26 protein-coding genes and 3 pseudogenes are annotated in these 25,582 nt (G+C 62.5%); 11 read left to right on the top strand and 18 right to left on the bottom strand.

Features of this window, described 5'->3' with window-relative positions:
* Nucleotides 1-197 precede the first annotated feature (197 nt).
* From ACFQT0_RS03680 to ACFQT0_RS03670, 3 genes are all read right to left on the bottom strand, one after another.
* The gene (locus ACFQT0_RS03680; RefSeq protein WP_380200475.1) at nucleotides 198-2,201 is read right to left on the bottom strand and encodes a penicillin acylase family protein; all 2,004 of its coding nucleotides are present in this window, start codon (nucleotides 2,199-2,201) and stop codon (nucleotides 198-200) included.
* Between the two features lie 66 nt (nucleotides 2,202-2,267).
* On the bottom strand, nucleotides 2,268-3,044 hold the full coding sequence (locus tag ACFQT0_RS03675) for a penicillin acylase family protein (protein ID WP_380200473.1): 777 nt from the start codon (nucleotides 3,042-3,044) through the stop codon (nucleotides 2,268-2,270).
* A gap of 155 nt (nucleotides 3,045-3,199) precedes the next feature.
* The gene (locus tag ACFQT0_RS03670) at nucleotides 3,200-4,021 is read right to left on the bottom strand and encodes a septal ring lytic transglycosylase RlpA family protein (RefSeq protein ID WP_380200471.1); all 822 of its coding nucleotides are present in this window, start codon (nucleotides 4,019-4,021) and stop codon (nucleotides 3,200-3,202) included.
* 398 nt (nucleotides 4,022-4,419) lie between these two features.
* Here ACFQT0_RS03670 and ACFQT0_RS03665 point away from each other — a divergent pair, with 398 nt between their 5' ends.
* Nucleotides 4,420-5,385 (top strand): DUF72 domain-containing protein, encoded by a 966-nt coding sequence (locus ACFQT0_RS03665; protein ID WP_380200469.1) that lies wholly within the window; start codon nucleotides 4,420-4,422, stop codon nucleotides 5,383-5,385.
* Here the strand turns inward: ACFQT0_RS03665 and ACFQT0_RS03660 are convergent.
* The 4 genes from ACFQT0_RS03660 to ACFQT0_RS03645 form a co-directional block, all read right to left on the bottom strand.
* On the bottom strand, nucleotides 5,298-5,906 hold the full coding sequence (locus ACFQT0_RS03660; RefSeq protein WP_380200468.1) for an arylesterase: 609 nt from the start codon (nucleotides 5,904-5,906) through the stop codon (nucleotides 5,298-5,300). The genes ACFQT0_RS03665 and ACFQT0_RS03660 overlap by 88 nt on opposite strands.
* Before the next feature lie 61 nt (nucleotides 5,907-5,967).
* The gene (locus ACFQT0_RS03655) at nucleotides 5,968-6,270 is read right to left on the bottom strand and encodes a DUF4286 family protein (protein WP_380200467.1); all 303 of its coding nucleotides are present in this window, start codon (nucleotides 6,268-6,270) and stop codon (nucleotides 5,968-5,970) included.
* A gap of 96 nt (nucleotides 6,271-6,366) precedes the next feature.
* The gene (locus tag ACFQT0_RS03650; RefSeq protein ID WP_380200466.1) at nucleotides 6,367-6,813 is read right to left on the bottom strand and encodes a DUF6526 family protein; all 447 of its coding nucleotides are present in this window, start codon (nucleotides 6,811-6,813) and stop codon (nucleotides 6,367-6,369) included.
* A 208-nt stretch (nucleotides 6,814-7,021) separates the two neighbouring features.
* Complete coding sequence (locus ACFQT0_RS03645) at nucleotides 7,022-7,315, bottom strand: hypothetical protein (protein WP_380200464.1); 294 nt, start codon at nucleotides 7,313-7,315, stop codon at nucleotides 7,022-7,024.
* Between the two features lie 188 nt (nucleotides 7,316-7,503).
* Here ACFQT0_RS03645 and ACFQT0_RS03640 point away from each other — a divergent pair, with 188 nt between their 5' ends.
* Nucleotides 7,504-7,965, top strand: a complete 462-nt coding sequence (locus ACFQT0_RS03640; protein WP_380200462.1) for a GNAT family N-acetyltransferase — start codon at nucleotides 7,504-7,506, stop codon at nucleotides 7,963-7,965.
* A 229-nt stretch (nucleotides 7,966-8,194) separates the two neighbouring features.
* Here ACFQT0_RS03640 and ACFQT0_RS03635 read toward each other — a convergent pair whose 3' ends face one another.
* The 7 genes and pseudogenes from ACFQT0_RS03635 to ACFQT0_RS03605 all read right to left on the bottom strand — a co-directional run bounded on the left by ACFQT0_RS03635 (nucleotide 8,195) and on the right by ACFQT0_RS03605 (nucleotide 13,476).
* Nucleotides 8,195-9,430 carry an MFS transporter gene (locus tag ACFQT0_RS03635; protein ID WP_380200460.1) on the bottom strand — a complete coding sequence of 412 codons (1,236 nt, stop codon included), beginning with the start codon at nucleotides 9,428-9,430 and terminating at the stop codon, nucleotides 8,195-8,197.
* Nucleotides 9,431-9,476: 46 nt separating this feature from the next.
* Nucleotides 9,477-10,259: a cation diffusion facilitator family transporter gene (locus ACFQT0_RS03630; RefSeq protein ID WP_380200458.1), complete on the bottom strand. Its 783-nt coding sequence runs from the start codon at nucleotides 10,257-10,259 to the stop codon at nucleotides 9,477-9,479.
* A gap of 5 nt (nucleotides 10,260-10,264) precedes the next feature.
* Complete coding sequence (locus ACFQT0_RS03625) at nucleotides 10,265-10,456, bottom strand: hypothetical protein (protein WP_380200456.1); 192 nt, start codon at nucleotides 10,454-10,456, stop codon at nucleotides 10,265-10,267.
* 81 nt (nucleotides 10,457-10,537) lie between these two features.
* Nucleotides 10,538-10,741, bottom strand: coding sequence for a hypothetical protein (locus ACFQT0_RS03620; protein ID WP_380200454.1), 204 nt, complete (start codon nucleotides 10,739-10,741; stop codon nucleotides 10,538-10,540).
* 199 nt (nucleotides 10,742-10,940) lie between these two features.
* Nucleotides 10,941-11,378, bottom strand: a pseudogene (locus ACFQT0_RS03615) (TonB-dependent receptor domain-containing protein); the annotation flags it as partial.
* Nucleotides 11,377-13,029 (bottom strand): annotated as a pseudogene (locus tag ACFQT0_RS03610) (TonB-dependent receptor); the annotation flags it as partial. The pseudogenes ACFQT0_RS03610 and ACFQT0_RS03615, both read right to left, overlap by 2 nt.
* A gap of 96 nt (nucleotides 13,030-13,125) precedes the next feature.
* Nucleotides 13,126-13,476, bottom strand: coding sequence for a hypothetical protein (locus tag ACFQT0_RS03605; RefSeq protein ID WP_380200452.1), 351 nt, complete (start codon nucleotides 13,474-13,476; stop codon nucleotides 13,126-13,128).
* Between the two features lie 139 nt (nucleotides 13,477-13,615).
* Here ACFQT0_RS03605 and ACFQT0_RS03600 point away from each other — a divergent pair, with 139 nt between their 5' ends.
* The 4 genes from ACFQT0_RS03600 to ACFQT0_RS03585 all read left to right on the top strand — a co-directional run bounded on the left by ACFQT0_RS03600 (nucleotide 13,616) and on the right by ACFQT0_RS03585 (nucleotide 16,891).
* Nucleotides 13,616-14,125: a hypothetical protein gene (locus ACFQT0_RS03600; RefSeq protein ID WP_380200450.1), complete on the top strand. Its 510-nt coding sequence runs from the start codon at nucleotides 13,616-13,618 to the stop codon at nucleotides 14,123-14,125.
* A 136-nt stretch (nucleotides 14,126-14,261) separates the two neighbouring features.
* Nucleotides 14,262-16,085, top strand: coding sequence for a molecular chaperone HtpG (htpG, locus tag ACFQT0_RS03595; RefSeq protein WP_380200448.1), 1,824 nt, complete (start codon nucleotides 14,262-14,264; stop codon nucleotides 16,083-16,085).
* A gap of 231 nt (nucleotides 16,086-16,316) precedes the next feature.
* Nucleotides 16,317-16,676 (top strand): dihydrofolate reductase family protein, encoded by a 360-nt coding sequence (locus tag ACFQT0_RS03590; RefSeq protein WP_380200446.1) that lies wholly within the window; start codon nucleotides 16,317-16,319, stop codon nucleotides 16,674-16,676.
* Nucleotides 16,565-16,891 carry a dihydrofolate reductase family protein gene (locus ACFQT0_RS03585; protein ID WP_380205899.1) on the top strand — a complete coding sequence of 109 codons (327 nt, stop codon included), beginning with the start codon at nucleotides 16,565-16,567 and terminating at the stop codon, nucleotides 16,889-16,891. The genes ACFQT0_RS03590 and ACFQT0_RS03585 overlap by 112 nt, the downstream gene beginning before the upstream one ends.
* Before the next feature lie 45 nt (nucleotides 16,892-16,936).
* Here the strand turns inward: ACFQT0_RS03585 and ACFQT0_RS03580 are convergent, their stop codons facing one another.
* Nucleotides 16,937-17,851, bottom strand: a complete 915-nt coding sequence (locus tag ACFQT0_RS03580; protein WP_380200444.1) for a class I SAM-dependent methyltransferase — start codon at nucleotides 17,849-17,851, stop codon at nucleotides 16,937-16,939.
* A 127-nt stretch (nucleotides 17,852-17,978) separates the two neighbouring features.
* On the opposite strand from ACFQT0_RS03580, the gene ACFQT0_RS03575 reads away from it, so the two are divergent.
* The gene (locus tag ACFQT0_RS03575; RefSeq protein ID WP_380200442.1) at nucleotides 17,979-19,058 is read left to right on the top strand and encodes a YpdA family putative bacillithiol disulfide reductase; all 1,080 of its coding nucleotides are present in this window, start codon (nucleotides 17,979-17,981) and stop codon (nucleotides 19,056-19,058) included.
* A gap of 55 nt (nucleotides 19,059-19,113) precedes the next feature.
* On the opposite strand, the gene ACFQT0_RS03570 is transcribed toward ACFQT0_RS03575, so the two are convergent.
* On the bottom strand, nucleotides 19,114-20,361 hold the full coding sequence (locus tag ACFQT0_RS03570; RefSeq protein ID WP_380200440.1) for a hypothetical protein: 1,248 nt from the start codon (nucleotides 20,359-20,361) through the stop codon (nucleotides 19,114-19,116).
* A gap of 157 nt (nucleotides 20,362-20,518) precedes the next feature.
* Nucleotides 20,519-21,787 carry an OmpP1/FadL family transporter gene (locus ACFQT0_RS03565; RefSeq protein WP_380200438.1) on the bottom strand — a complete coding sequence of 423 codons (1,269 nt, stop codon included), beginning with the start codon at nucleotides 21,785-21,787 and terminating at the stop codon, nucleotides 20,519-20,521.
* 148 nt (nucleotides 21,788-21,935) lie between these two features.
* Here ACFQT0_RS03565 and lptB point away from each other — a divergent pair, with 148 nt between their 5' ends.
* The 4 genes from lptB to ACFQT0_RS03545 all read left to right on the top strand — a co-directional run bounded on the left by lptB (nucleotide 21,936) and on the right by ACFQT0_RS03545 (nucleotide 24,656).
* Nucleotides 21,936-22,667: an LPS export ABC transporter ATP-binding protein gene (gene lptB, locus ACFQT0_RS03560; RefSeq protein ID WP_380200436.1), complete on the top strand. Its 732-nt coding sequence runs from the start codon at nucleotides 21,936-21,938 to the stop codon at nucleotides 22,665-22,667.
* Nucleotides 22,668-22,768: 101 nt separating this feature from the next.
* Nucleotides 22,769-23,566, top strand: coding sequence for a GH3 family domain-containing protein (locus tag ACFQT0_RS31515; RefSeq protein ID WP_449272037.1), 798 nt, complete (start codon nucleotides 22,769-22,771; stop codon nucleotides 23,564-23,566).
* Nucleotides 23,567-23,580: 14 nt separating this feature from the next.
* Nucleotides 23,581-24,405, top strand: coding sequence for a hypothetical protein (locus ACFQT0_RS03550; protein ID WP_449272087.1), 825 nt, complete (start codon nucleotides 23,581-23,583; stop codon nucleotides 24,403-24,405).
* A gap of 47 nt (nucleotides 24,406-24,452) precedes the next feature.
* A complete protein-coding gene (locus ACFQT0_RS03545) occupies nucleotides 24,453-24,656 on the top strand; it encodes a hypothetical protein (RefSeq protein ID WP_380200432.1) in 204 nt (67 codons plus the stop codon).
* Nucleotides 24,657-24,695: 39 nt separating this feature from the next.
* Here ACFQT0_RS03545 and ACFQT0_RS03540 read toward each other — a convergent pair.
* A pseudogene (locus ACFQT0_RS03540) lies at nucleotides 24,696-25,477 on the bottom strand (TIGR00266 family protein).
* Between the last annotated feature and the right edge of the window lie 105 nt (nucleotides 25,478-25,582).

Below are 25,582 nucleotides of genomic sequence, written 5' to 3'. Positions count from 1 at the left end.
GCGTATTGTTGAATACGAGTGAGTTGTATTCGGGTAAAGCCGACATTAGCCATGGCTCCAGCATCCAGTTTGGCCGCCGGCATTGGTGGTTATTTCGCGTTAAAGTCAGGAAAAAGGTAGCCCGGCCACAAAGTTTTGCGTACAGCCTTTTTCGAGGCCCCGCCTTGTCTCCTTTCACCTCTTCCTTTCTAAAATCTTTATGGAATCCCAAATCGAACAGCAGGCTCGAAAAAATCATGCCCGAGGACCTCGCGCGTACTTTCGAAAGCGCTTACTACGTACTCATCCAGGGCCAGCACGAGCACATGGACGACCTGCTGAAGCACGGCGGCACCCTGCTGCGCAAAGCGGCTCAGAAGTTTACCCCCACCCAGATGGTGTTGGGCGTTGCTGCTCTGGCCACGGTGGCTATTGTTATCATCAGCCGCAACATGAACGAGGAGCACGAAGGCGAAGCTCACGACGTAAGCCACAAGGCCGAAAAGCGGCAGCTGGCCGGCGCCAAAAACGCTGGTCAGGACAAAGACAACAAATAGTCTTTGCCTTTCCCGCACAAAAAAGCCGCTTCCTTCGGGAGCGGCTTTTTTGCATTTGGGCCGGTTTACTTGCCCTGCAGCGTCCAGGCGGTGGGCACACGAGAGTGCTGCTCTTTGGCCGAGCGCAGAAACACTAGCTCGTCGAGCCTGGCCCACGCGCCAGGTCTCCAGCAGGTTATTGTAGTAGGGCGAGCCGGGGTTGCCGCTCTGGCCGCCGGGATACACGCCGTAGGCCTGCACCTGGGGCCCCAAGGCCACCACCATGCGCCAGGAGGGGCCGTTGCGCTCGGAGGTGGCGTTCACGATGCCCGCGCCGCCGCCACAGTCCACGTCCATCTGCCCGAAGCCCGGGAGCTGCAGCAGGTGCAGGATGTCGGTGCTTTTCTGATTGGCCCACCGCCATTTGGGGCCAAGGGGGCCAAACTTGCGGGTAAGTGAATCGGTAGCGAAGCGCAGGCTTTGCAGGGCCAGTTGGGGCAGCGTTTCCTTGGCCGGGGTGCGGCGGTCGTCAATCCACGGCGAGTTGGGCTGGTTTAGAATCAGATTGTTGGTGCGGTCGCGGTCCGGGAAGCGCATTTCCATCTTCGTGACTTTGGAGCCGAAGTCGTCTTCCCACAGGCGCTTTACAAGATTATTATACCAGAGGTTGAACACGCTTGGGCCAATGGCATCGGCGGCGTACTGATAGGGCCAGCGGCGCAGCTCGGCCAGCACCTTGGCCTCCGGTGTATCGGCGGCGGCTGCTTGGGCTACCAGAGCCAGCATCTTGGGCAGCATGAGCTGGGCATTGAGGTCCAGTACGTCATTTTGCAGCTGGCGCAGGCTGTCCGGCGTTACCTGCCGCATCGCCGCGAGGCGCTGGTTGATGCGGTGGCCCCGCTCGTAAGGGGCGAAGGTCCAGTTGAGGTAATAGGGGTAGTCGGGCCCGGCCGAGAACTGATTGGCCGAGCTCACGAAGCCCCGCGCCGGGTTCTTTACGTGCGGGTTCTGGGCCTGCGGAATCCAGCCCTGCCAGTCGTACGCCGGGTTGGTACCGTCGAGGATGAACTTACCCTGGTCGCGCCACTTCAGCGGAAAGCGGCCGTTGGGCCAGATGGCGATGTCTTTCTCGTTGTCGGCAAAAATGAAGTTCTGGGCCGGAGAGGCCCAGGAGGCCAGGGCGGCTGTGTAGTCGGCGTAGCTGCGGGCGCGGTTGAGCCGGTACAAGGTCATTATCTCGTCGGCGCCGTCGTGGGCGGTCCAGCGCATGGCGTGGGCAGTGGGCGTCTGGGGCAGAAAGGGTTTTTCCGGCTTGTCGTACACCACGGGGCCGTGGTGGGTGTAGAGCACGGTATCGAGCCGGTCGGGCCGGCCGCGCACCTTGATGCGCTCCACCACCCGGCGCACGGGCTTCCAGCTGCCATCGTGCCAGTACTCGCGGCGGGTGCGGTCCTTGAACTTGAGCTGGTAAAAATCGAGCACGTCGGCGGCTACGTTGGTCACGCCCCAAGCCGCGTTCTCGTTGAAGCCGATGATGACCGTGGGTGCCCCGGGAATGGTGACGCCGTACACGTTCACACCCGGCGCGTTGAGCTGAATCTGGTACCAGATGCTGGGCAGGTTGAGCTGCAGGTGCGGGTCATTGGCCAGCAGCGGGTAGCCCGAGGCCGACTTAGCGCCGCTCACCGCGAAGTTGTTGGAGCCCGCTCAGCATCGGGCTCCGAATGCAGTTGGTTGGCCGCGTATGCCGCCTCAAATGAGCGGGGTACGGGTGGGGCGGCCAGAGGCTTGAAATCCAGCGGCGTACCCACCGGCACGATGGGGTCTTCGCGCGTGGGGTAGTCCGGAAACAGGTCTTTGGTGACGGCCGGGCCGTACTTGCGCAGGATGTTGCTCATGCGAAGGTCGTCGGTGCGGCCGCTCAGGTCCCAAGCCATATACTTGAGCAGCAGCGCGCACTTCAGTGGCTGCCAGGCTCGGGCCGGTAGTCGAGCAGCTTGTACTCGAAGGGCAGCGTGGCGGGTGTGCCTGGTTGATGTAGGCATTCACCCCCGCTGAGTACGACTCGAGCACGGTGCGCGTGGTGGGGTTGGCCATCATCACCTTCAGGGAGTTGGCGGCGCCAAAGGGCAAGCCCATGCGCCGGAAAAACCGGTCAGTTTCGAGCCGGGCCGGGCCTACTATCTCGGCGAGGCGGCCGGCGGCCACGTGGGTCTGAAACTCCATCTGCCAGAGCCGGTCGCGGGCCGTGAGGTAGCCTTGGGCAAAGTACAGGTCCTGGTCGTTTTGGGCAAAGACGTGCGGCACGCGGTGGTCGTCGTAGCGTACCGTTACGGGCTGGCGCAGGCCGGCCAGGCCCAGCGTTTGCTCGGCGGGGAAGTCGCCCTGGGCCTCGCCGTTTTGCCAGAAGCCGCGGTAGGGGCTCAGCAGTTTGCCAAAGGGCGGGACGTCGCCTTGCTTGGTATTCAGCGTCCAAACCAGGGTGAGGCCGACGGCGAGCGCCAGCAGGGCTTTAATCCAGGAAACCATACGAATAGGAGTGGGTCACAACGGCCCCAAGGCCTAAATGTATAGCGCCGCCGGGTGTTTCACAGCTGGGCGTGCATAGAACCGCCCCACCAAGCAGGGCTCGATGAGGCAAGTTGAGAAAGGCTACCTATATAATAGAGTGCGCGGATGCGTGGTCACCGTAGGGCCACCTCGCGCACGAGCCCGCCAATGCCCCACACCATAAGCTGCTGGCGCACGGCCTCGGCCTCGGGGCGCTCGCCGAAATTGCCCACGAGCACGCGGCTGCGCTGGCGCCCGTCGAGCAGGTATTGGGATACTTGCACTTTCACGTCTGGCAGCAGCGACTGGATGCGGGCCTGCACCGTGCGGGCATTGGCTGCGTCGGTGAAGGAGCCGGCCTGGATGAGGAACCCCGCGGGGCAGTCCACCGATTCGGTGGCGGTTATTACTTCGGTTTTGGTGACAGTGGAGGCGGCAATCAGAGCCGGCTTCTCGGTGGGTTCGGCCGCATCGGCATCGGCCCGGACGGAGTAGGTGGTGAAGGCGGCTTCGGGGTTGGGGTCGGCGGCGAAAAGGGCGGCCAGGTTGTCGGGGGTAGAGGCGGGGCCCAGGGGAGTGGCGGCGGCGACAACTTCGGCTACTACCGTGGCGGCGCCGCATTCGGTGATGCCCAGGGGCTTGGCGGCAATTTCAGAAAGGTCCAGAATGCGCTGGTGGCGGAACGGGCCGCGGTCGGTGACGCGCACCACCACCGATTTGCCATTCTTCACGTTCGTTACCCGCAGGCGGGTGCCGAAGGGCAGGGTTTTGTGGGCGCAGGTGTACTGGAACCGGTTGTAGCGCTCGCCGCTGGTGGTTCGTTTGCCTTGAAAGTAGCTGCCGTACCAGGACGCCCGGCCCCGCAGCACCGTAGTGGCGGAAGTGGTCGGGGTAGAAACTGACTTGCTGGTGCCAGGGGTGGTGGCCTGCGCCGGAGCGCTCAGCAACGTCAGCATCACAAAAAGAAAGCTGGAGAGGACGGTTACTTTAAAGGGACGAAATAAAATCATGCGTTTTGCAGATGGTGAACGGAACAAACATAGGCTTACCCCGTTGGGCATTGCTAAAATTTAGTTCCCACCTACTAACGCTTTTAGGTATATAATTGACCTTTTCTTATAAAACTTGCATTTAATTTATTTGCTTACTAATCGAAAAAGTAGCCGTGAGGCGCCGTGAAAGTATATTTTGCGTAAGCAGCCCCAAGTCATTGCATAGGTTCAAAAATTAGATTATATGGCAGGTATAAAATTTGGGCATTGGTCTGCCGGCTCCCTTTGGAAGCCGGTTGCAAAAGTCCCCGATTTTTCGTAAGAGCAGTAGGGCGCCGCGGGGGCGGGGCTACCTTTGCGGTATGGATTTTGGCCGCCTGCCCGACCTGCGCTACGTGGATTTTCGGTTGCCGCCCGACCACCCCGAAACGGCCCGCGTGCTGGCCCGGGCCCGCCCCACCCAGCCCGCGCCGGCCCGCCTGCACGTGGGCTGCCCCATCTGGACCAACAAGGAATGGCTGGGCACCTACTTCCCTGCCGGCATCAAGGAGCCCGATTACCTGCACTACTACGCGCAGCAGTTCAACAGCATTGAGCTGAATACCACGCACTACCGCATTCCCGACGCGGCCACGGTGCGGCGCTGGCGCGAGGCCGTCGGGCCGGGCTTCAAATTCTGCCCCAAGCTGCCGCGCAGCATCAGCCACGAGCGGGAGCTGTTTCAGGCCGACGATTTGGTGGTGCCCATGGCGCGGGCCTTCGAAAGCCTGGGCGACAACCTGGGCTGGGCCTTTCTGCAACTGCCGCCGCATTTCGGGCCCGAGCACCTGCCGCGGCTCGAGCGCTTCCTGCTCGACTTTCCGGAGGCGGTGCCGCTGGCCGTGGAGCTGCGCCATCCCCGCTGGTTTGCCGACCGAGGCCTCGCCGATGCCGTGTTTGCCACCTTCGAAGCCCTCAACAAAACGCTGGTGATAACCGACGTGGCCGGCCGGCGCGACGTGCTGCCCATGCGCCTGACCACGCCGGTGGCCTTCGTGCGCTTCAATGGCCACGGCCTGCACAGCACCGACTACCAGCGCGCCGACGCCTGGGCCGAGCGCCTGGCCGCCTGGGTGGCCCAGGGCGTGCACGACATCTACTTTTATCCACCAGAAAGACGTGCGCCACGCCCCGGTGCTTGCCCAGTACTTTCTGGAAAAGATGCGCGCCCTCACGGGCATTGCCGTGCCGCCGCCGTTCGTTATTCCGCAGCCGGTACAGGGGAATCTGTTCGGCTGAGTAGCAGCGGGCCCAGAATCTGCCACACGTTTTCGGCCAGGATGCGCTGACCCGCCGCGTTGGGGTGCACGCCGTCGGCCAGGTTCAGGTCGTGGCGGCCCAGCACGCCCTGCAGCAGGAAGGGCACAAAGGGCAGGCTGTTTTTCTCGGCCAGCGTCCGAAACAGGGCCTTGAACTCGGTGGCGTAGTGGGCCAGGCGGTGGCCGCCCAGCGGGCCCAGGTCGAACGGGAACTCCAGCCCGGCCAGCACCGCCTGCGCCCTGGGGTGCTGCCGCTTCACGGCGTCGATGATGAACTGCAGGTTGTGGGTGGTTTCGCGCACCGGAATGCCGCGGATGCCGTCGTTGGCCCCGAGGGCCAGTACAAATGCATCGACGGCATGCCGGGCCAGCACCGAGGCCAAGCGCTGGCGCCCGCCGGCGCTGGTTTCGCCGCTTACGCCGTAATTGTAGGCTTTATAAGGAAGCTGCTGCTCGTCGAGCCGCCGCTGAATAAGGGAAGGAAAGCTGGCGGCGGCGGGCAGGCCGTGGCCCGCGGTAAGGCTGTCGCCGAAGAAGAGAAGGTTTTTCATAGAGTGCTTTTCAACAGCTCCACGGCTGTTTTGGTGCCCAACTGTAGGGCTCGGGGCACAGCTATTCGACTACTTCGAGCACGGTGCGAAACGACACGTACTGGCCCGCAAAATGGGCTTCCATGTCGGCGCGCAGGGCCGGGGCGCACACGCGCTGGTATTCCTCCGCCTGCTCCACGCTCAGGCAATAATATTGAGCCGCGTAGGTAATGCCGTCGTCTTCTTCGTTGAGCAGGCGGCAGAGCTGGCTTTTGAGAAAGAAGCCCGTTTCCATTACCTCAGGCATGTGGGTGGTGCGCATGTATTCCAGCCATTCCTCGGCCACGGTGGGCTCGATGCTGCTGGTCACGTTGTATAGAATCATGGGAAGGAAAGATTAGGGGCGCGTGGGCAGTTGGAAACCAGTGGCTCTCAGGCAGCGGGCCACATCAGCCCTGCCATCTGCTAACCACGAACGGTATCAAACGCGCAAAGTATCGAACTGGAAATCGGTAATACGGGCCTGAATGTCTTTGGGCGAAAGGTTGGCAGCCGCCGCGGCCTGGGCCAGCGCGGGCAGCTCGGCGTCGCCAGCCAGGCGCAGACTCAGAATCTGGCTCAGGTTGAGCTGTTCTTCGAGTGGGGCAAACCGCTGGCCGCTTACTTCAAAGTACCGCTGCCGCACTTCGAGCCGGCACATCCGGTCCTGCAGCTGCAGCGCATAGTGCTGGCGCAGCATGATGACCACCCCCAGGCCGATAATGGCCAGCGCCGCCACGCTGAACCAGAGCCGGGCAATCTGGTCGTCATCGCCCGCCACTTTGGTGTAGCGCAGGATGGTATAGCCCGCCATGAGCAGGGCCAGGGGCGCCAGCACAAAGTGGTGCCACGGGTAGTACATGGGGGTGTTTTTGGTGGGAGCGGCCATGGAAGGATGAAAGCGGCGAAGAGGCGAAAGGTAGAAAAATAGTGGGGGAGGCGGACAATAAAAAACCCCGACCGAAGCCGGAGTTTTTTACTTCAAAAGGCAAATGAGGCCTATTTCATGGCCTTCATGCGCTTTTTCTCTTCCTTCATCTGGGTGCGGGCCAGCTTCTCGCGGGCCTGGTTTTCCTTCTCGGCCTTGCGCTGGGCTTTCAGCTGTTCGTTTTGCGCGCGCAGCTGTTTTTCTGCTCGCGCATTTGCTGCTTGCTCTCGTTCATGGCGCTGCGCGTGTCGCGGGCCGACTGCGCCGAGGCGTTGGTTTGCTGCTTCTGCGCTTCGTAGGCGGCCTTGGTTTCGTCGGCGCGCTGCTTCTGCTGCTCGGGCGTCAGGGGCACGGCCGTGGGGTCGGTGGCCGGAGTTGGGGTGGTCGGGGTGGTTTGAGCCGAGGCAACGGAAGTGACCAGCAGGGCACCAAACAAAGCGGCAATAAAGAAAGGGTTTTTCATTTCGATGGGTTGAAAAAATAAGCGGGTAAGTATCGGGGAGCTAAACGCAACTGCCGGGCGGAAGTTGGCCGGTGCGGAGCTAGCTTGCCTGGTACCGTCGGCGCTGGCCGGCAATCTTGCGGCTGAAGCTCCGCCCAGGTGCCGGGCCGGCCGCAACATTCTCTACATATTACCCAACAACCCGCTGTATGGCAGAGGTTCGCATCCGGCCGGCAACGCCGAACGATTTGGAAACGCTGCTGCGATTCGAGCAGGGCGTCATTGCCGCCGAGCGGCCGTTTGACCCCACCCTGCGAAGCGAGGGCATCACTTACTACGACCTGCAGGAGCTGATTACCAGCTCTCAGGCACTAATAATAGTCGCCGAAGACCAGCAGCAAATCGTGGGGTCGGGGTACGCCCGCATCGAGCCGGCCCAGCCCTACCTCAGGCACGAGCAGTACGCCTACCTGGGCTTCATGTACGTGGAGCCGGCTTACCGGGGGCGGGGCGTAAATGCCCTCATCATGGAGTCGCTCAAGCAATGGGCAATGGCACAGGGCCTCAAGGAGCTGCGCCTGGAGGTGTATGCCCAAAATGCGCCGGCCATCCGGGCGTATGAAAAAGCCGGGTTTGCGGCCCACATGCTGGAAATGCGAATGGCCATTTGAGGGCGGGCTTCATGGGCCAAGTTCGCACAGTCCGGCCATCAAAGAACAGCCTTTGTACTTGGTTAGAGCAGTTTTGGAGTCAGTGCATCGTATGAACCATGTAGGGGCGGGGCTGGTCCCCGCCCCGGTGTTCGCACCGGCTCAACGATTCCGTTCCACGACGGGCGGGGGCGAGCCCGCCCCTGCATCCAGTGACTCTGAAACCGCTCTAGTAGAAAATTGAGCTGATTTATTCCACGTAGTCGAGGTCCTTGCCGTAGCTCTCGGGCAGCGTGCTCACGGCCCAGAACGCTACCAGCAGCGTCGCGCCGCCCAGTACCGCCGCCCCGGGCAGGAAGCCCAGCGCGCCGCTCAGGTACTTAAAGGCCGGCACTAGCAGCACCACCGAGCCGCGGGCAAAGTTGGGCGCCGTGGTGGCCACCGTGGCCCGCAGGTTGGTGCCGAACTGCTCGGCCGCTACCGTCACAAACAACGCCCAGAAGCCTACCGACAACCCCAGCACAAAGCATACCGCATAAAATACCGTGGGCGTAGCGCCCTTGATGCCAAAGAGGTACACGGCCACCAGCGCCGCGCAAAATGCCAGAAACACTTTCAGCGCCTTGTTGCGGCTGTGCCACACTTGGCTGACGGCCCCGCTGATGAAGTCGCCAAACACCAGCCCGAAGTAGCACCAAAACACCGCCAGCCCGGCCGTGACCTCGCCCGTGAGGCCCAGCACCCGCCCAAACTCCGGCGCCAGCGTGATGAGAATTCCGATAACAAACCACAGCGGCACCCCAATCAGCAGAATGCGCAGGTACTTGCCCAGGCGCACCGGGTTGGTGAACAAGCCCAGGAAGTTGCCGCGCACCACCTCGGTCTGGGCCTGCACCTGCTGGAACATGCCCGACTCGAACACGCTCACGCGCAGCAGCAGCAGCGCCAGGCCCAGCCCGCCGCCCACGAAGTAGGCGTTGCGCCAGCCCAGTTTTTCGCCCACCCAGTAGGCCAGCATGGCGCCGCTCACGCCCACGGTGGCCACCACCATGGTGCCGTAGCCGCGCTTTTCCTTGGGCAGGCTCTCGCTCACCAGCGTAATGCCCGCGCCCAGCTCGCCGGCCAGTCCCACGCCGGCAATCAGCCGCAGCCAGGCGTACTGGTCGATGGTCGTGACGAAGCCGTTGGCCAGGTTGGCCAGCGAATAAAGCAGGATGGAGCCAAACAGCACCGACAGCCGCCCGCGCTTGTCGCCGAGAATGCCCCACAGGATGCCGCCGAGCAGCATGCCGCCCATCTGCATATTAATAAGGAACAAGCCCTGGTTGGTGACCTCGGCTTGGGCTGTGATGCCCAGATCTTTGAGGCTTTGCACCCGCACGATGCTGAACAGAATCAGGTCGTAGATATCAACGAAATAGCCCAACGCCGCCACAATGACGGCAGCGGTGAGCACAGTGAATTTGGTGGACTGAGTGGCTTGCATGGCGAAATGTAGCACCAACTTTAGCCTCAACCGTCTTTTACTACCCTTAATGGCTGGCCGAGGTGGCGTGGGCTACCGGGTGGCCGGCATCGGAGCAGCCGCTGGCGCAGCCACCGGGCGTGGGGCCGTCTTCTACCTGCACGGTGCTGTGGTGGATGTGGAATTCGGTTTCCAGGCCTTTGGCTAGTTGAGCCAGCCAGGCGGCATCGGCCCCGCCCGGGCGCACGAGGTGGGCGGTGAGAGCCGTGTCATGGTCGCCGCTGCTCAGGCTCCAGACGTGCAGGTCGTGCACGCTTACCACATCGGGCTGCCGCAGCAAAAACGCCTGCACCGCCGCCAGGTCGATGCCGTTGGGCACGGCTTGCAGGCCCAGGCGCAGGGTGTCGCGCAGCAGGCCCCAGGAGCTAATTGCAATCATGGCCAGAATGCCCAGGCTGAGGACGGGGTCCAGCCAGGTCCAGCCGGTCCACATCACCAGGGCGCCGCCCAGCACCACGCCCGCGCTCACCAGGGCGTCGGTGAGCATGTGCAGGTAGGCGCCGCGCACGTTCACGTCGCTCTTCTGTCCGTGGCGAAACAGCCAGGCCGTGAAGCCGTTGATGACAATGCCCAGCCCCGCCAGCAGCATCACGGTGCGGCCGTTCACGGGCGCGGGGTGGCGAAAGTGGTCCACGGTTTCCCAGAGAATAAAGCCCAGCGCGGCGTAGAGCAAGGCCGCGTTGAGCAGCGCTGCCTGTATGGTCGCGCCCTTGTAGCCGTAGGTGTAGCGGGTGGATGAGCGCCGGCCCGCCAGCCACGCCGCGCCCCAGGCCAGGGCCAGGCTCAGCACGTCGCTCAGGTTGTGGCCGGCATCGGCGAGCAGGGCCGCCGAGTTGGCCGCCAGCCCCCGATGGTTTCGGCAACGACAAAAGCCAGGTTGAGGCCAATGCCCGTGGCAAAGGCCGCGCTGAAGGCGCCGCCGGGCGGGGGCGCCGCGTGCGCGTGGCCGGCGTGGCTGTGCGAAGAAGAGGCGTGGTCGTGAGGCATAAACACAAAGAAAGGCACCCGGCTGAACACAAATTGTCCACGCCGGGTGCCTTCCCTAGCTCAACTGTTGAAAAACCGGTTTTACTTAAACGCCAGCGGGACCACCAGCCGCACGCTCACGTTGCGGCCCTGGTTGAACACCCCGCGCCGGCCGTTGGCCGCATTGTAGTCGGCGTACTTCAGGCGGCTCAGGTGGCTTTGGTAGCCCACGTCGAACAGATTGTTGGCCGTGATGAACAGGGATGCCAGGGTTTTGCCCCGGGCATTGGCTAAGTCCGTGCCCACGCCGGCGTTGATGAGCGTGTAAGCAGGCGTGGCCGTTTCGGTGTCGAAGGCCGAGTAGAAGCGGTTTTGGGCAAAGTTGTGCTCGAGCCTGCACCCGCACGTAGGGGTTGGTGATGCGCTTGCCCTGGCGGCGGAAGTTGCCCCGCAGCTCCGACTGCAGCCGGTCGGCCGGGATAAACGGCAGGTACTTCTCGGCTTCGGGGCGGTTGAGCTGTTCGGCCCGCACCATCGAGAACGAATTTTCGAAGTGCAGCCAGTCGAGCGGGTGGGGGTGAAAGTCGAGGCTGACTTCGCCGCCCACCAGGCGGGCCCGGCCCTGCTGGTAGCGGAACACGCCGTTGCCGTCGGGGCTCAGCGAGTCGGCGCCGCTGGCCGTGAGCAGGCGGCGCGTGAAAATGTAGTTGTCGATGCTGTTGGCGAAGGCATCGACGCTGAAGCGCACGTGGTCGGTCACATAGCTCACGCCGGCATCGGCCTGCAGGCTGGTTTCGGCCTGCAGGTTTTCGTTGCCGATTTCGTAGCGAATGGTGCCTTCGTGCTGGCCGTTGGAGCCCAGGCTCGGCAATGTTGGGGGCGCGGAAGCCGCGCGAAAGGTTGCCCTTGAGCGTGAGCCGCTCGTTGACGCTATAGGCCGCACCCAGGCTGCCGCTGTAGTTGCGAAACGTGCTCCGGAAGCCGGGAAACTTGGTTTCGGCGTCGGGGTCGGTGGCGGCGGTGGGCCGCTCGTCGGCGCCGAGGTACAGCGCCTCGGCCGTGATGCGCCGCAGGTCGTAGCGCAGGCCCCCGCTGAGGTCGAGCGACCCAATGGTTTTCTTGCCCACGGCAAACACGCCGCCTTCGTTCGTGCGGTAGGCCGGAATCAGAAATTCCACGCCCAGGTTGCGGTTTTGCTGGTGCAGGCCGCTGGTGCCCAGCGTCAGGTGCCAGCCGTTCTTTTCCGGCAGAAAGTAGCGCAGCGCGTAGTCGACGGTGCGCAGCTGGAAGTAGAGTGAGTTTTCGGCGGGGTCGAGCACGTTGCCGAACTCGCGCCGCAGATTCTGCTGGTAGCTGCCTTGCAGTGTGAGACGCGCGCCGTTCTCTCCCAAAATGAAGTTGTTGTCAGTGCCCAGGCGCAGGTGGTTGATTTGCTGCTGGGGCACGGCCAGGTCGTAGCCGCGCAGGTCGGCGTCGGTCACTGGCTGAATTTCAACCCGGTCAACGCCACTTTGATTGCGGGCAATGAGTACTTCCTTGGTGAACCGGCCGGTGACCTCGTCGCGGGCGCCTTCGGTCAGCCCCACGCGCTGGTTGAACGTGCTGAACGTGAGGTGCGAGTAGCCCCAGCCCTTGTTCAGGCCCACGTAGCCATCGGCGTCCCACTCGTTGAAGCCGGAGTTGTACACCCGCCCATCGTAGCGGTTTTGGTAGCTGCCGGCCAGTTTGCGCGTGCCACGGGCCAGCCAGTTCAGGCCGTGGAGGTTGCCGGCGTTCTGCAAGGAGTAGCCCTGCTGGTGGTTATTGGTTTGGTAGCCGGCCGTGGCCACGCCCGTGATGCGGCCTTCTTCCACGGGGTCGGCCGCCACAAAATTGATAACGCCGGCCATGGCATCGGAGCCGTAGAGCAGCGAGCCCGGGCCCTTGATAATCTCGGCCCGGTCGATGCTGAACTCGTCAATCTCAATGCCGTGCTCGTCGCCCCACTGCTGGCCTTCCTGCCGGGCGCCGTTGTTGAGGGTGATGACGCGGTTGTAGCCCAACCCGCGCACTACCGGCTTGCTGATGGCCGCCCCGGTGGTAATCTGGCTCACGCCCGGCGTGTGGGCAATGGCGTCGACCAGGTTGGAGCCCGCCGTTTGGTTGAGCCGCGTGTGGTCGACTATAGAAGTCGGGATGGGCGAGCGCCGCAGCTCCGTGGCCTGCGACACGCCCGTGACCACGACCTGCCCGATTTCGGTGGCCGCCACGGCCAGCTTGGCTTCCAGGGGCTGGCCGGTGCCGGTGTCCACGGTTTGCGTCACGGTGTTGTAGCCCAGGGAGCGAATCTGAACGGTGAAGCGGCCCCGGGGCAGGTTGGCGAAGCTAAAGCTGCCGTCGGGCCCGGTGGCGGTGCCGCGCTTCAGGTCCACAAAAACGACGTTGGCCCCGGGCAGGCCCTCGCCGGTGGCCGCGTCCAGCACGCGGCCCGTAAAGGGCGGGGCCGCTGTCCGCACGCGCGGCGCGGCCGGCGGAGCGTCCTGCGCCGCCACGAGCAGCGGCGACGCCGTGAATATCAGCAGGAAAGGAAAGCGGTAAAGAAAACCAGTGTGCATATAAAAAAGCCAGAACAGCCCAGGCCGCGGGCCCGTGCAAAAACACGGCCGCAGTCAGGGCCTGGTTGAAATCAGTAGAAAAGAAAAAGGCCGGCGTTAGGCGCGGCGGGGCGGGCCGCGCAGGTCCGGGGCCCAGGTGGGCAGCCCAACGGCGGCCCGCGCCGCCAGCGGAGCGGCCGGGGCGGCATAGCGCGGCGCTACCCGCGGGCCGGGCACCGGCACGGGCAGTGCGGGCTGGAACGCCACGTTGTAGAAGTGCTCTACATCGCAGTGCTGGTGCTGGGGGCCCACCAGGGCCTTGCCTTTTTGCACAAAAGCCGGGGCCTGCGCCGGCTCCGCGGTGGTGTGGGCGTGGGAGTGCAGCGTCAGAATTACCGACTCGGGCAGCAGCGTCCGCACCAGGCAGAGCAGCAGCAGCAGGGCAATATGGGAGCGCAGGGCGGGCACGGAGCAAATATCGGCGGAAACAGATAAAGGCCTGCCGGAGATATTTTTTAAACTTTTCTCATTTACCGCAATCCAAGGCCGCGTTGTTTATCGTATCCCTTCCGTACCTTCGCGGAAGCGGTGCAGTCCGCGCTTTTTTGTGATAATTACCACCATCGCCGACCTTTCTTTGCAGCACGACGCCGCCCTGGGCTTGCTGCGCGTGGAATGGGCTTCGGGGCAGGACATGCGCACGTTTCGGGCCAGTGCCGGGCATCTGCTGCAACTCGTTGAGGAGCTGGGTGTTCGGCAGATGCTAATGGACATCAATTCCTTTCCGGATATCTCGGTGTACGACCAGGTCTGGCTGGGTACCAACTGGATGCCTGGGCTGGTGCAGCTGCCGCTCGAACGACTGGTACTGGCCATCAACCGCCGCCGCGTGCACAACCAGGCTGGCCATCGATTCGCTGATTACCATTTTTCGGCCGTTCATCAAGTTCGATATCCAGTTTTTTTGACGGCTGTGCCCGGCCTGCACTGGCTCAGTGACTTTTCTGACCGGATGCCCGCACTCCTGGCCGAGTGGCACAACGTGCACGGCTCCGGCCCTTTCCCCGGTCCTCTGGACGTGGCCGAGCCGCGGCCGCTGTACCGCGCCGGCCGCTAGCGCACCGGCCCCGTCCGCTGTCAATCTGACAGCACTCCCACCGTTGGAACGCCCTTTGAAAGCCGCACGGACTGCGGCCCGCGGCCTTGTGCCCGGCCATTCCGTCTGCAATCAACCGTTTCCCTATTCCATTACCATGCAAGAAACCGGCTCCATCTCCATCCACACCGAGAACATCTTCCCCATCATTAAGAAGTTCTTGTATTCTGACCACGAGATTTTCCTGCGGGAACTGGTCTCGAACGCCGTCGATGCTACCCAAAAGCTGAAGAGCCTGGCTCAACTCGGCGAGTTTAAGGGTGAGCTGGGCGAGCTGAAAGTGCGCGTGACCCTGGACAAAGAGGCCCGCAAAATCACGATTTCGGACCACGGCCTGGGCATGACGGCCGAGGAAATCAAGAAGTACATCAACCAGATTGCCTTCTCCGGCGCCACCGAGTTTGTGGAGAAGTACAAAGACAAGGACGCCGCCACCAAAGACCAGATTATCGGTCAGTTCGGTCTGGGGTTCTACTCGGCCTTCATGGTGGCCGACAACGTGGAGATTTTCTCGAAGAGCCATCAGGAGGGCACCGAAGCCGCCCACTGGATTTGTGACGGCAGCACGTCGTTCACGCTCGAAACCACCGACAAAGCCGAGCGCGGCACCGACGTGGTACTGCACGTAGCTGCCGATTCCGACGAGTTTCTGGAGGAAGCCCGCCTACGCACCATCCTCACCAAGTACTGCAAGTTCCTGCCCATTCCGATTGAGTTCGAGGGCGAGGTCATCAACCAGACCACACCCATCTGGACCAAGCAGCCCGCCGAGCTCACCGACGAGGACTACAAGAAATTCTACCAGGAGCTCTACCCCATGAGCATGGACGAGCCCCTGTTCTGGATTCACCTGAACGTGGACTATCCGTTCAATCTCACTGGCATTCTGTACTTCCCCAAGGTGAAGGACGAGCTGCAGTTCCAGCGCAACAAGATTCAGCTGTACTCGCGCCAGGTGTTTATTACTGATGAGGTAAAAGACGTCGTGCCCGAGTTCCTGATGCTGCTGCACGGCGTGATTGACTCGCCCGATATTCCGCTCAACGTGTCGCGCAGCTTCCTGCAGGCCGATGCCGCGGTGCGCAAAATCAACACCTACATCACCAAGAAAGTAGCCGACAAGCTCAGCGGCCTCTTCAAGCAGGACCGGCCCGGCTACGAGGAGAAATGGTCGGACATCGGCATGTTTGTGAAATACGGCATGCTCTCGGATGAGAAGTTCTACGAGAAGGCCAAGGACTTCGTGCTGCTCAAGAACGTCGACAACAAGCTGTTTACCATCACGGAGTACACCGAGCACATCCAGGCCAACCAGCAGGACAAGGACGGCAACACCGTGGTGCTCTACACCAACGACGCCGAACACCAGCATAGCTTTGTGGCAGCCGCTCAGGAGCGTGGCTACGACGTGCTCAACTTCGACCAGGTGCTCGACCCGCACTTTGTGGGCCAGCTCGAGCAGAAACTGGAGAAAACCAGCTTCAAGCGCGTCGACGCCGACACGGTGAGCAAGCTCATCGAGAAGGACCACACCACCGAAAGCGTGCTGAGCGAAGACGAGCAAACCAAGCTCACCGACCTCTTCAAGACGGCCATCGCCAACGACACCATGCACGTGAAAGTAGCGGCCCTCTCACCGCAGGACGCCCCGGTGGTCATCACCCAAAACGAATTCATGCGCCGCATGAAGGACATGCAGCGCACCGGCGGCGGAGGCGGCATGCAGATGTTCGGCGCTTTCCCCGAGTCGTACGACGTAACGGTGAATGCCAACCATCCCCTCGCCCAGAAAGTGCTGGCCACCGACGGCAACGGCGAGAAGCTCGCCAAGCAAGCCTTCGACCTCGCGCTGCTGGCCCAGGGCATGCTGAAAGGTGAGGCACTGACGGCGTTTGTGAAGCGCAGCACGGAGCTGCTGTAGCGTAGCCCGGGCTTTTAGCCCGCGGCACAACAAACTAAAAAAGGCCTGGGACTCGTGTTTCAGGCCTTTTTTTATGGGCAGCTCTTGGGGCCCGTGTAGAAAGGGCGATGCATCACCTAAAAACAAATGCAAGTGGCCGCAAACGGCCTGCTTAATTTATTACCAGCGCCCGGCATCAATCCGGGGCATTGGTTTTAACCTTGTGCCAGCATTAAACGCACAGCAAACAGCATGAGGAAGATTAGAATCATGGAGCACATCTCCCTTGATGGCGTGATGCAGCACGACAACGACGGGGGCTTCGCGCATGGAAATTGGACGGTACCTTATCGAACGCCGGCGGGGTTAGCCGCCGTGGTCGAGGCCTATGGCAGCCGCTTCGATTTGCTGCTGGGGCGCCGCACCTACGACGCCTGGGCGGACTTCTGGCCGAACGCCGGGGATAATCCGATGGCCAATGGGCTCAACGCGGCCACGAAATACGTGGCAACCCACCGGCCGGGCAGCCTCCCTGGGGCCCGGCCCAGGACCTGGGCGCCGACATCCTGGCGGGCATTCGCCACGTCAAAGCAACAGACGGCCCCGACCTGATTGTCTGCGGCAGTTCAATGCTGACGTCCTTGCTGCTTGACCGGGGATTGGTCGACGAGGTAGTGCTAATGGTGTACCCCGTCTTGCTGGGCCGGGGCAAACGCTTTTTCTCGGATGCTGCCGACCCGCGCGAACTCGCGTTCGTGAGCTCGCAGGCAACGCCCACGGGCGTGCTCATCAATACTTACCGGCACGTGGGCGCGCTGCGCACCTGAGGCGGGCAGCGTAAAGCGAAATGCCCGACGGAAGGAAAACCCGGGCTACTTTACGTTCCGGGCCACCACGAACATGCGGTCCCCAAACCTTCCCGTCAGCTTGTTTAGGTAGTAGGTTGGGTACTGGCCGGCCAGCTTGCTCACTTTCTCTACCACGCTGCCTCCCAGGCGGATATTCTTCGGCGGCTTCACTGGGTTCAGCAGCTCCACCACTTCAAAGCCCTGCTTTTTCAGCATTTTGGTGATGGTTGCCGGCGTGAACTCGAAGAGGTGATAGGGCGGAATGTCCATCTTGCGCTCTTTGCCCAGCACGCCATAGGCGGCGAAGCCCAGGCGCACGGTGGGCAGGTTGAGCGTGGCCGGCAGGGCCAGCACCAGCAGGCCGCCCGGCTCCAGAATGCGGTGGAATTTGGCCAGCGTGGCAGCCGGGGAGAGCAGGTGCTCGAGAACGTCGCCCATGTAGGCGAGGTCGAACTGGTTTTCGTGGAAGTCCTCGGTGGTTTCGATGTTGCCGGTTACCACGGGCAGGTCGAGTTCGCGACGGGCGAAGTCGGCGGCGTGCTCGGAGATTTCCAGGCCGTGGGCTTCCCAGCCCAGGTTTTCCAGGCTTTTGAGGGTGTAGCCGGGCCCGCAGCCCACGTCGAGGTAGCGGAACTTGCGGCCGGGGTACTTGGCCAGGATGTAATTGGTGAACTTGTCGGGCCGAGCCTGGTTTAGAGCGTCCTGCTTCTGGCCTTCTTCAATGAAAACCGTGTCCTGCTGGGTGCGGTCGTAGTTGGGCCGCTCCGTGAAGTAGTCCTTGCCGTAGAGCCGCTCCAGCTGCGCGGGCGTGGGCTGCGGGGCCAGAAACATCAGGTCGCAGCTTCGGCACTGGGTGCCTTGCAGCTTTTGGCCTTCAAATTCGTAGTAAAAGGGCAGCTTCTTAAAATCGGTGCCGCCGCACAAGTCACAGGTACGCATGCCACAAAGGTAGGGGCGCGCCATGGCGCGTTCGACGCCCGCACCGTATTGCCGTTCGACGCCTGTGGATGCGAGTACCGTATCAACGATTGAACGCGCCAAGGCGCGTTCCTATCCCATTCAAATTATGCTCGACGTTCTCATCATTGGCGCTGGCCCCGTGGGCCTAGCCTGCGCCCTCGAAACCCAGCGCCGCGGCCTGCGCACGGCCATCGTGGAAAAAGGGGCCCTGGTCAATTCCATTATCGGCTACCCGACCAACATGGAGTTTTTCTCCACGCCCGAGCTGCTGGAAATCGGCGGCTATCCCTTCCCGACCAGCCAGTACAAGCCCCTGCGCGAAGACGCCCTCGACTACTACCACCGCGTAGCCGCTGCCGAGAAGCTGGAGCTGCGCCTGCACGAGAAAGTGCTGGCCCTGAAAGGCGAGCAGGGCGACTTCACGGTGACCACCGACAAAGGCGAAATCAGCACCCGCAACGTGGTGGTGGCCACCGGCTTCTACGACGTGCCCAACCTGCTCCACGTGCCCGGCGAAGACCTGCCCCACGTGAGCCACTACTACAAGGAGCCCTACCAGCACGTCACGCAAAACGTGGTGGTGGTCGGGGCCAAGAACTCCTCGGCCAAAGCGGCGCTGCAGCTCACCCGGGCCGGCGCCAAGGTCACGCTCATCGTGCGCGGCCCGGAAGTCAGCAATTCGGTCAAATACTGGATTCGCCCCGACCTCGTCAACCGCATTGCCGAAGGCCGCATCACGGCGCACTTCAACACTACCATCACGGCCATCCGGCCCGAGGCGGTGGAGGTGCTCACGCCCGAGGGTCCGCTCACCATTGCCACCGATTTCGTGTACGCCCTCACCGGCTACCTGCCCGACGAGGCCCTGCTCGGCCGCCTGGGCGTGGAGCCCGACCCTGCCGACGAGGCCCGCGCCCCGCTCTTTGACCCCGCCACCCACGAAACCACGCGCCCCGGGCTCTTTGTGGCCGGCACCGTGTGCGGGGCCGGGCCACCAGCCGCTGGTTTATCGAAAACGGACGCCACCACGCGCAGCTCATTGCCCAGCACATCGCCGCGGGCCAGGCCATTAGCGCCTCCTAGCGGACTGTTATTGCCTAAAAAGAAGCGCCATCCCCAACGGGGATGGCGCTTCTTTTTAGGCAATCGGGATGTTTACTGGGGAGGGAACATCACGCCGCGGTAGCGGGTAGCATCCACGCCCGGGATGGCAGAGCCGTACTTGGCGTTGATGGTTTTAATCATCTCATTCGCCAAAGCTGCGTAGCCGCGGGGGTGGGGTGCACCCCGTCGAGGCTGAACAAGTTGCCGGAAATGTAGGCCGCCGAGTTGGGCACCGTATTCGTGATGATGCCATTGCCGGCCACCGAGCGGAAAAAGGCGTTTGCATCAAACAAGGCCAGGTTACGGGCGTTCGCCTCAGCGGCGAGGGTCGTATTGAACCCGTTGGTGGCATTGGTAACCGCCGTTTGCTCCGTGCCGTCCAGCAACAGGGTGCTGGGGAAGGGGTTTGCTATGTCTTGCCCAAAGTTCTTGGTGGTATCAATAGCTAAACCGCCCAACAAGGCTGGGCCCAGGAACTGGGTCAGGGTATAAGTAGCCGGCAGCGAGGGCTTCACCTGCTGGTAAAAGTCGCGCCAGTACTTGCCGCCGGGCCGTCCGTAGAGCGACACGTAAGGCGAGGCCGTGAGGGTGAGCAGCAGGTTGCCGGCACCGGCAGCGTCGCGGATATCCGACACTTTAGCAGTGGTCACGCGGGTGTTGGGCTGGCCCGGAGCCAGGACGCCCGTCGTGTAAATGAAGGGCGCTGCGCTGGGAACAGCAGCGGCTGCCAGACTAGCCCGAAAGCTCGGGCCCACGGTGTTAAAGAACGGAATGCCGGCAACGTCGGGAATGTTTGACACCAGGCCCTTTGCGCCATCTTTTACCAAAGCGTCCAGGATGAGCTTGGTATTGGCCGTGAACGTGGCCGCGGGAGTTATCGTCCGGGACGCTACGGCGCCACCGGAAGTGGCATAGCCCAACACGTCGTTGTTGCCCAGCCACTCGGTGAAGAAGGTCGGCTTGATGTCCGCCACCGTGGCCTGCACGCGCTGCAGGTAGGTTTGCTGCAGGTTAGCGTCGGGGGTAATGCGTTCGAAATGGGCATTGGTGCTGGTGTAGCCAGCGGTTTGAATGTCCGACATCCGGATGCCGTCAACGCCCAGGTTGTTTATCCGGTCGGTGAATTTCGTGTAGAGTATCTGCGGGCTAACGGCCCGCACACCCAGATTGGCGGTCACGGGAGCCGTGATGGGCAGGCCCGCGGCCGTAAATCCGGTGAGGCGCAGGTAGCCCGAGCCATTGCTTTGGGCCTCGGTGAAGAGGGGCTGCGTGAAGTCGGTGCCGCCCACCAGCTTGAACTGGCCCGCCAGAATGTTGGGATACGAGTTGGTGGCCTTCCCGGTACACTCCGCCGTCGCTGGTGCCGGCGGTGAGCGAGTTACCAATAGAGATATAGCGGGTAAAATCGGCCTGGCCGGCGCTGGGCTTGGGGTTGTCCAACTCGGGCTGGCAACCGCCAAGCACGAGGCCCAGGACCGCCAGAAATGGCGCGGAACGTTTGAAAAGTAGGTTCATACAAACGAAGTACTAGGGGAGTGAGGCTTAGAAGTTGTAGCGCAGCCCGATGCCGGGGATGCTGATGTTGGTGCGGTAGGTGCCGGCCGGGCGGTCGGTGGTGCCGTTGTTGAGCAGGTCGCTTTCGGTTTGCGTCCGCTTCTGGATGGCCTGGAACATAAAGGAAGCGTCCACGCCCAGGCGCTCGGTGACGTTGTAGCCCACCCCGGCCGTGGCGATAACGCGGTTGTTGTCCGGCGTTTCGGGGGTCATGTAGCCGTCGCGCACCGGCGACATGTCGTAGCCCGTGCCCAGGCGTACGGCCAGCTTGTCGTTCACCATGTACTGGCCGCCGAGGCGGAAGGTCAGCGCGTCCTCGTAGGAGCGTTTCGACTCCGAGAAGGTGCCGGTGCCCACCTGAGCCGGCTGGCCGTCTTTGGTGAAGTCGAAGCGCAGGGCGCGGTACTCGCTCCACTGCGTGAAGTTCACGTCGAAGCCCACGGTGAGCTTCTCGGTGGGCGTGATGCCGATGCCCACGTTCACGGTAGCGGGCAGGGGCAGGGTGGCATCGAACTTGTTGCCGACGAAGCGCGACTGCAGCGCGGGCGTGATGCCCGAAACGGTCACGTCGCCGCCTTCTACTTTGGCGTCAATCTTGGAGCGGTAGCTGATGCCCAGGCTGAGCTTGTCGGAGGGCTTGAAGAAAATGCCGGCGTTGACGCCGAAAGCAGTTTTGGTTTTGCCGTCCAGCTCAATCTGGCCTTCGGCCGAGGGCAGCGGCACGGTGCGCTGCAGGTTTACCGAGCCCGACGACAGTATCATCAGGCCGGCGCCCACGCTCAGCTGGTCGGTGAGGGCGTAGCTCACCGTGGGCTGAATGTACACGGCGCGCAAGGTGATTTCGTTGAGGGCAAAGCGGCCTTCCCAGCCCTTCTCGTACTTCAGCGAGGAGCCATAAGGCGTGTATACGGAGATGCCGGCGCGGAACTTGCCCTCTTTGGGGCCAAAGCTGGCGTACACGTTAAACGGGGTTACGGTCGAATTTTCCAGCTGGCGCTGCTCGCCGCCCGAAGCCGGCCGAAACGCCACCCGGGCAAACGTAAAGCTCATGCCCACCTGCACGCCATTCTGGCGGAGCATGGCCATGGCCCCGGGGTTCATAAACTGCGCAGCTTGCTCCATGGAGAGGCCCACGCCTACTCCGCCCATGCCGATGCTCTGCTGGCTGGGCAGGTAAACCTGAAAGCCACCTGCGTTGGCGCTCGATGCGCCCACCAGGACTGCTCCGCCCGCAAGGAGTAGTGTTTTTAATTTCATATAAAGAAAAAAATTAGGTGGTTAGTTGTCGGGTTAAAAGTAATGGAAAATTTCAAGTCAATTGTTAGGCAAGCCGAATAACATATCCATTTACAATCGTTTGTTGGCGTATCTGCCTTCCGTATCCTAAGCCCGTACCTTTGTGCCCATGATTCTTCGCGCCGACCACCTCGTCAAAAAATACAAAGCCCGCACCGTCGTCAACGACATGTCGGTCACCGTAGAGCAAGGCGAAATCGTGGGGCTGCTCGGGCCCAACGGCGCCGGCAAAACCACCTGCTTCTACATGATGGTGGGCATGGTGAAGCCCAACGCGGGTCGTATCTTTTTGGATAACACCGAAATAACCACGATGCCCATCTATCAGCGGGCGCGGCTAGGCGTGGGCTACCTGGCCCAGGAAGCCAGCGTGTTTCGCGACCTGAGCGTGGAGGAAAACATCATGGCCGTGCTCGAAATGACCAGCATGCCCAAGCAAGCCCGCCGCGACAAGGTGGAGGAGCTGCTCGAAGAATTCAGCCTCACCCACGTGCGCAAAAACCTGGGCAAGGTGCTGAGCGGGGGCGAGCGCCGCCGTACCGAAATTGCCCGCGCCCTGGCCGTCGACCCCAAGTTTGTGCTGCTCGACGAGCCCTTTGCCGGCGTCGACCCCATCGCAACCGAAGAAATCCAGGGCATTGTCTCCAAGCTCAAGCACCGCAACATCGGCGTACTCATCACCGACCACGACGTCAACGCCACCCTCAACATCGTGGACCGCGCCTACCTGCTCTTCGAAGGCAAGCTGCTGAAGGCCGGCACGGCCGAAGAGCTGGCCGGCGACGAAACCGTGCGCCGCGTATACTTGGGCAAGAATTTCGAATTGAAGCGGACCATTTAACCCAATGAGGAATGAAGAGTGAAGAATGAAGAATTGTCGGTTCGTCAGCACCAATCCAGCCCAATTCTTCATTCTTCATTCCCCATTCTTCATTTCACTCTATGCTCGACCAGCTACTTGCCACCGCCGTTCAATGGGGCAGCATGCCGCGGCTGGCCCGCATTCGTCGGCAGCCGCATGAAGTGCAGGCCGAGCTGCTGCGCCAGCTGCTGCAGCGCGCCCAGGCCACCGAGTGGGGCCAGCGCTACGGGTTCCGGGAACGGCTGAACGCCAGCGAGTTTTCCCGGCGCGTGCCCGTGGGTACCTACGAGCAGCTGTACCCCGAAATAGAGAAAGTGCTGCGCGGCCAGCCCAACGTCTTGTGGCCCGGCCGGCCCCGCTGGTTTGCCAAGTCGAGCGGCACCACCAACGCCCGCAGCAAGTACATCCCCGTCACGGCCGAGGCGCTGCAGGATTGCCACTACCGCGCCGGGCGCGACATGCTGGCCCTGGCCACCCACTTCTACCCGCAGGAGCGCCTGCTGGCGGGCAAAACCTTGTCGTTGGGCGGCACGCACACCGCCAATCCGTTTCGACCGCAGGACGCCGCGTCCCGGGCCGGCGACGTGTCGGCCGTCATCATGCAGCAGCTGCCGGGGTGGGCCGAGCAGATGCGCACGCCCCCGCTCAAGCTGGCGCTGCTCGACGAGTGGGAAGAAAAATTGAGCGCATCGCCGCCCACGTCCTCACGCAGGACGTGCGCACCCTGGCCGGCGTGCCCACCTGGATGGTGGTGCTGCTGCGCCGCGTGGTGGAGCTGGCCGGCGTGCCCGACATCACCCACGTGTGGCCGCGCCTGCGGCTGTTTCTGCACGGCGCTGTGGCCTTCGGGCCCTACCGCGAGCTGTTTCGGCAGCTGATACCGGATGCGCGCATGCGCTACCTGGAAATCTACAGCGCCTCGGAAGGGTACTTTGCCCTGCAGGACCAGCCCAATAGCGAAGACCTGCTGCTGCTGCTCGACCACGGCATCTACTACGAATTCCTGCCCGCCGACCAGTGGGCCAGCCCCGACCCGCGCCCCGTGCCGCTGGCCGAAGTGGAGCTGCACCGGCCCTACGCCCTCATCATCAGCACCAATGCCGGGCTGTGGCGCTACGTAGTGGGCGACACCGTGCGCTTTACCTCGCTCGCGCCGTACCGGGTGCGCATCACGGGCCGTACCAAGCACTTCCTCAATGCGTTCGGCGAAGAGGTGGTCATCGAAAACGCCGAAGCGGCAGTTGTTGCCGCCAGCCGGGCTACCGGCGTCGCCGTGCGCGACTTTACCGCCGCGCCCATCTGGTTTGCGGTAGACAACGCGTCCTCGCGCGGGGGCCACGAGTGGGTGGTCGAGTTCGCTACAGATGCCGCCCGGCCCAATCTTGAGCAGTTCGGGGCAGTGCTCGACGCCACGCTGTGCGAAGTCAATTCCGACTACGCGGCCAAGCGCCACCGCGGTCTGGCCCTGGCGCCGCCGCGCCTGCGGGTGGTGCCGGCCGGCACATTCGAGGCCTGGCTGGCCAGCCAGGGCAAACTGGGGGCAGCACAAGGTGCCCCGCCTGCTCAACTCCCGCGAGGTGCTGGAAGCCGTGCTGCGCACAGCCGCCAGCGCCCGCAAACACGCGAGCTAACGTGCACTTGGCAAGGCATTATCATCCGCCCAAGCAGAGAAAACAGCCTTTCATTGATGACCACCGAATTTATGACAACGGCTTAGGCTTTATTTCAGGAATATCTAGTAATATTACTTTATAATTCCCGCCTATGTCCTCGACTACTTTTACTCCTTCGGCTCAGAAATCAGCCTATCAGCGTCCGTACAAGTCCCGAAGCCAGCGCCGCCATATCGACCGGCGCAAACACGACGAAGCCAACGACTACAAGTTCCTGATACGCGTGGCCATCGCCATCGGCCTCGTGGCCGTAGTAGCCATTGGGTTCGCGATTAAGGGCATGACTGCGGGCTAAGGTCCCGACGGCTGGGTTGCTGCGGGCCTCTGGGTGAAGCTACTCGTCCAGGACGCCGCCGAGCAGGCCGCCGAGTACGCCGCCGCTTTCCTTCTGGGCGTTGCCGCCACCCGGCGCCAGGGCGCGGATGAGCTTTTTAACCGGCATGGACTGCATCCACACGCGGCCGGTGCCGCGCAGGGTGGCCAGCAGCAGCCCCTCCCCGCCAAAAATCATCGATTTCAGGCCGCCGGCCCGCGCCACGCTAAAGTCGATGCTGGGCTCGAAGGCCACCACGCAGCCGGTATCGACGCGCAGGAGCCCGTTGTTGAGCCGTTTCTCGATGATGGTGCCGCCGGCGTGCACAAAGGCCTTGCCATCGCCGGTGAGCTTTTGCAGAATGAAGCCCTCGCCGCCGAAGAGGCCTGCCCCAAATTTCTGGTTGAAGTGCAGGCTGATTTTGGTGCCCGTGCGGCGGCCAAAAAGCCGTCCTTCTGGACAATAAGCCCAGCGGGCATCTCGCTTAAATCGATGGGAATGATGGTGCCGGGGTAGGGGGCCGAGAATGCCACGCGGCTTTTGCCGTAGCCGCCACGGTGGGTGAAGTGCGTGAGAAACAGCGACTCGCCCGTAATCAGCCGCGTGCCGGCCGAGAACAGCTTGCCCATCAGGCCCTGGTCGGGCTCGGAGCCGTCGCCCATTTTGGTCTCAAACGCAATGCCTTCTTCCATGTACACCATGGCGCCGGCCTCGGCAATCACGGTTTCGTTGGGGTCCAGCTCAATTTCAAGTACTTGAATGTCGGAGCCGAGGATGCGGAAGTCAACGTCGTGCGAGAGCATAGGCAGCAGAAAAGAGGGTTGGTTGAGCCAAAGGTAAAAGCGCGAGAGTATTTATGGTACTTCTGCTATTTATCCGCCAAAGGCCACAATAATTTGGTGGAGCAA

Source organism: Hymenobacter humi, assembly GCF_042665855.1.
Taxonomy (GTDB): Bacteria; Bacteroidota; Bacteroidia; order Cytophagales; family Hymenobacteraceae; genus Hymenobacter; species Hymenobacter humi.
Note: the sequence above shows the minus strand (reverse complement) of the source record. Positions and strands in the feature narration are given on the sequence as shown.

Excerpts from the sequence above, each read along its gene's own strand:
- ACFQT0_RS03575 (WP_380200442.1), top strand. The coding sequence starts at position 17,979 with ATGCTCGACGTTCTCATCATTGGCGCTGGCCCCGTGGGCCTAGCCTGC.
- htpG (WP_380200448.1), top strand. The coding sequence starts at position 14,262 with ATGCAAGAAACCGGCTCCATCTCCATCCACACCGAGAACATCTTCCCC.
- ACFQT0_RS03550 (WP_449272087.1), top strand. The coding sequence starts at position 23,581 with ATGCGCTACCTGGAAATCTACAGCGCCTCGGAAGGGTACTTTGCCCTG.
- ACFQT0_RS03645 (WP_380200464.1), bottom strand. The coding sequence starts at position 7,315 with ATGAAAAACCCTTTCTTTATTGCCGCTTTGTTTGGTGCCCTGCTGGTC.
- ACFQT0_RS03640 (WP_380200462.1), top strand. The coding sequence starts at position 7,504 with ATGGCAGAGGTTCGCATCCGGCCGGCAACGCCGAACGATTTGGAAACG.
- ACFQT0_RS03650 (WP_380200466.1), bottom strand. The coding sequence starts at position 6,813 with ATGGCCGCTCCCACCAAAAACACCCCCATGTACTACCCGTGGCACCAC.
- ACFQT0_RS03545 (WP_380200432.1), top strand. The coding sequence starts at position 24,453 with ATGTCCTCGACTACTTTTACTCCTTCGGCTCAGAAATCAGCCTATCAG.
- ACFQT0_RS03660 (WP_380200468.1), bottom strand. The coding sequence starts at position 5,906 with ATGAAAAACCTTCTCTTCTTCGGCGACAGCCTTACCGCGGGCCACGGC.
- ACFQT0_RS03635 (WP_380200460.1), bottom strand. The coding sequence starts at position 9,430 with ATGCAAGCCACTCAGTCCACCAAATTCACTGTGCTCACCGCTGCCGTC.
- ACFQT0_RS03670 (WP_380200471.1), bottom strand. The coding sequence starts at position 4,021 with ATGCTGACGTTGCTGAGCGCTCCGGCGCAGGCCACCACCCCTGGCACC.
- ACFQT0_RS31515 (WP_449272037.1), top strand. The coding sequence starts at position 22,769 with ATGCTCGACCAGCTACTTGCCACCGCCGTTCAATGGGGCAGCATGCCG.
- ACFQT0_RS03590 (WP_380200446.1), top strand. The coding sequence starts at position 16,317 with ATGAGGAAGATTAGAATCATGGAGCACATCTCCCTTGATGGCGTGATG.
- ACFQT0_RS03565 (WP_380200438.1), bottom strand. The coding sequence starts at position 21,787 with ATGAAATTAAAAACACTACTCCTTGCGGGCGGAGCAGTCCTGGTGGGC.
- ACFQT0_RS03675 (WP_380200473.1), bottom strand. The coding sequence starts at position 3,044 with ATGGTTTCCTGGATTAAAGCCCTGCTGGCGCTCGCCGTCGGCCTCACC.
- ACFQT0_RS03655 (WP_380200467.1), bottom strand. The coding sequence starts at position 6,270 with ATGATTCTATACAACGTGACCAGCAGCATCGAGCCCACCGTGGCCGAG.
- ACFQT0_RS03665 (WP_380200469.1), top strand. The coding sequence starts at position 4,420 with ATGGATTTTGGCCGCCTGCCCGACCTGCGCTACGTGGATTTTCGGTTG.
- lptB (WP_380200436.1), top strand. The coding sequence starts at position 21,936 with ATGATTCTTCGCGCCGACCACCTCGTCAAAAAATACAAAGCCCGCACC.
- ACFQT0_RS03625 (WP_380200456.1), bottom strand. The coding sequence starts at position 10,456 with ATGCCTCACGACCACGCCTCTTCTTCGCACAGCCACGCCGGCCACGCG.
- ACFQT0_RS03580 (WP_380200444.1), bottom strand. The coding sequence starts at position 17,851 with ATGCGTACCTGTGACTTGTGCGGCGGCACCGATTTTAAGAAGCTGCCC.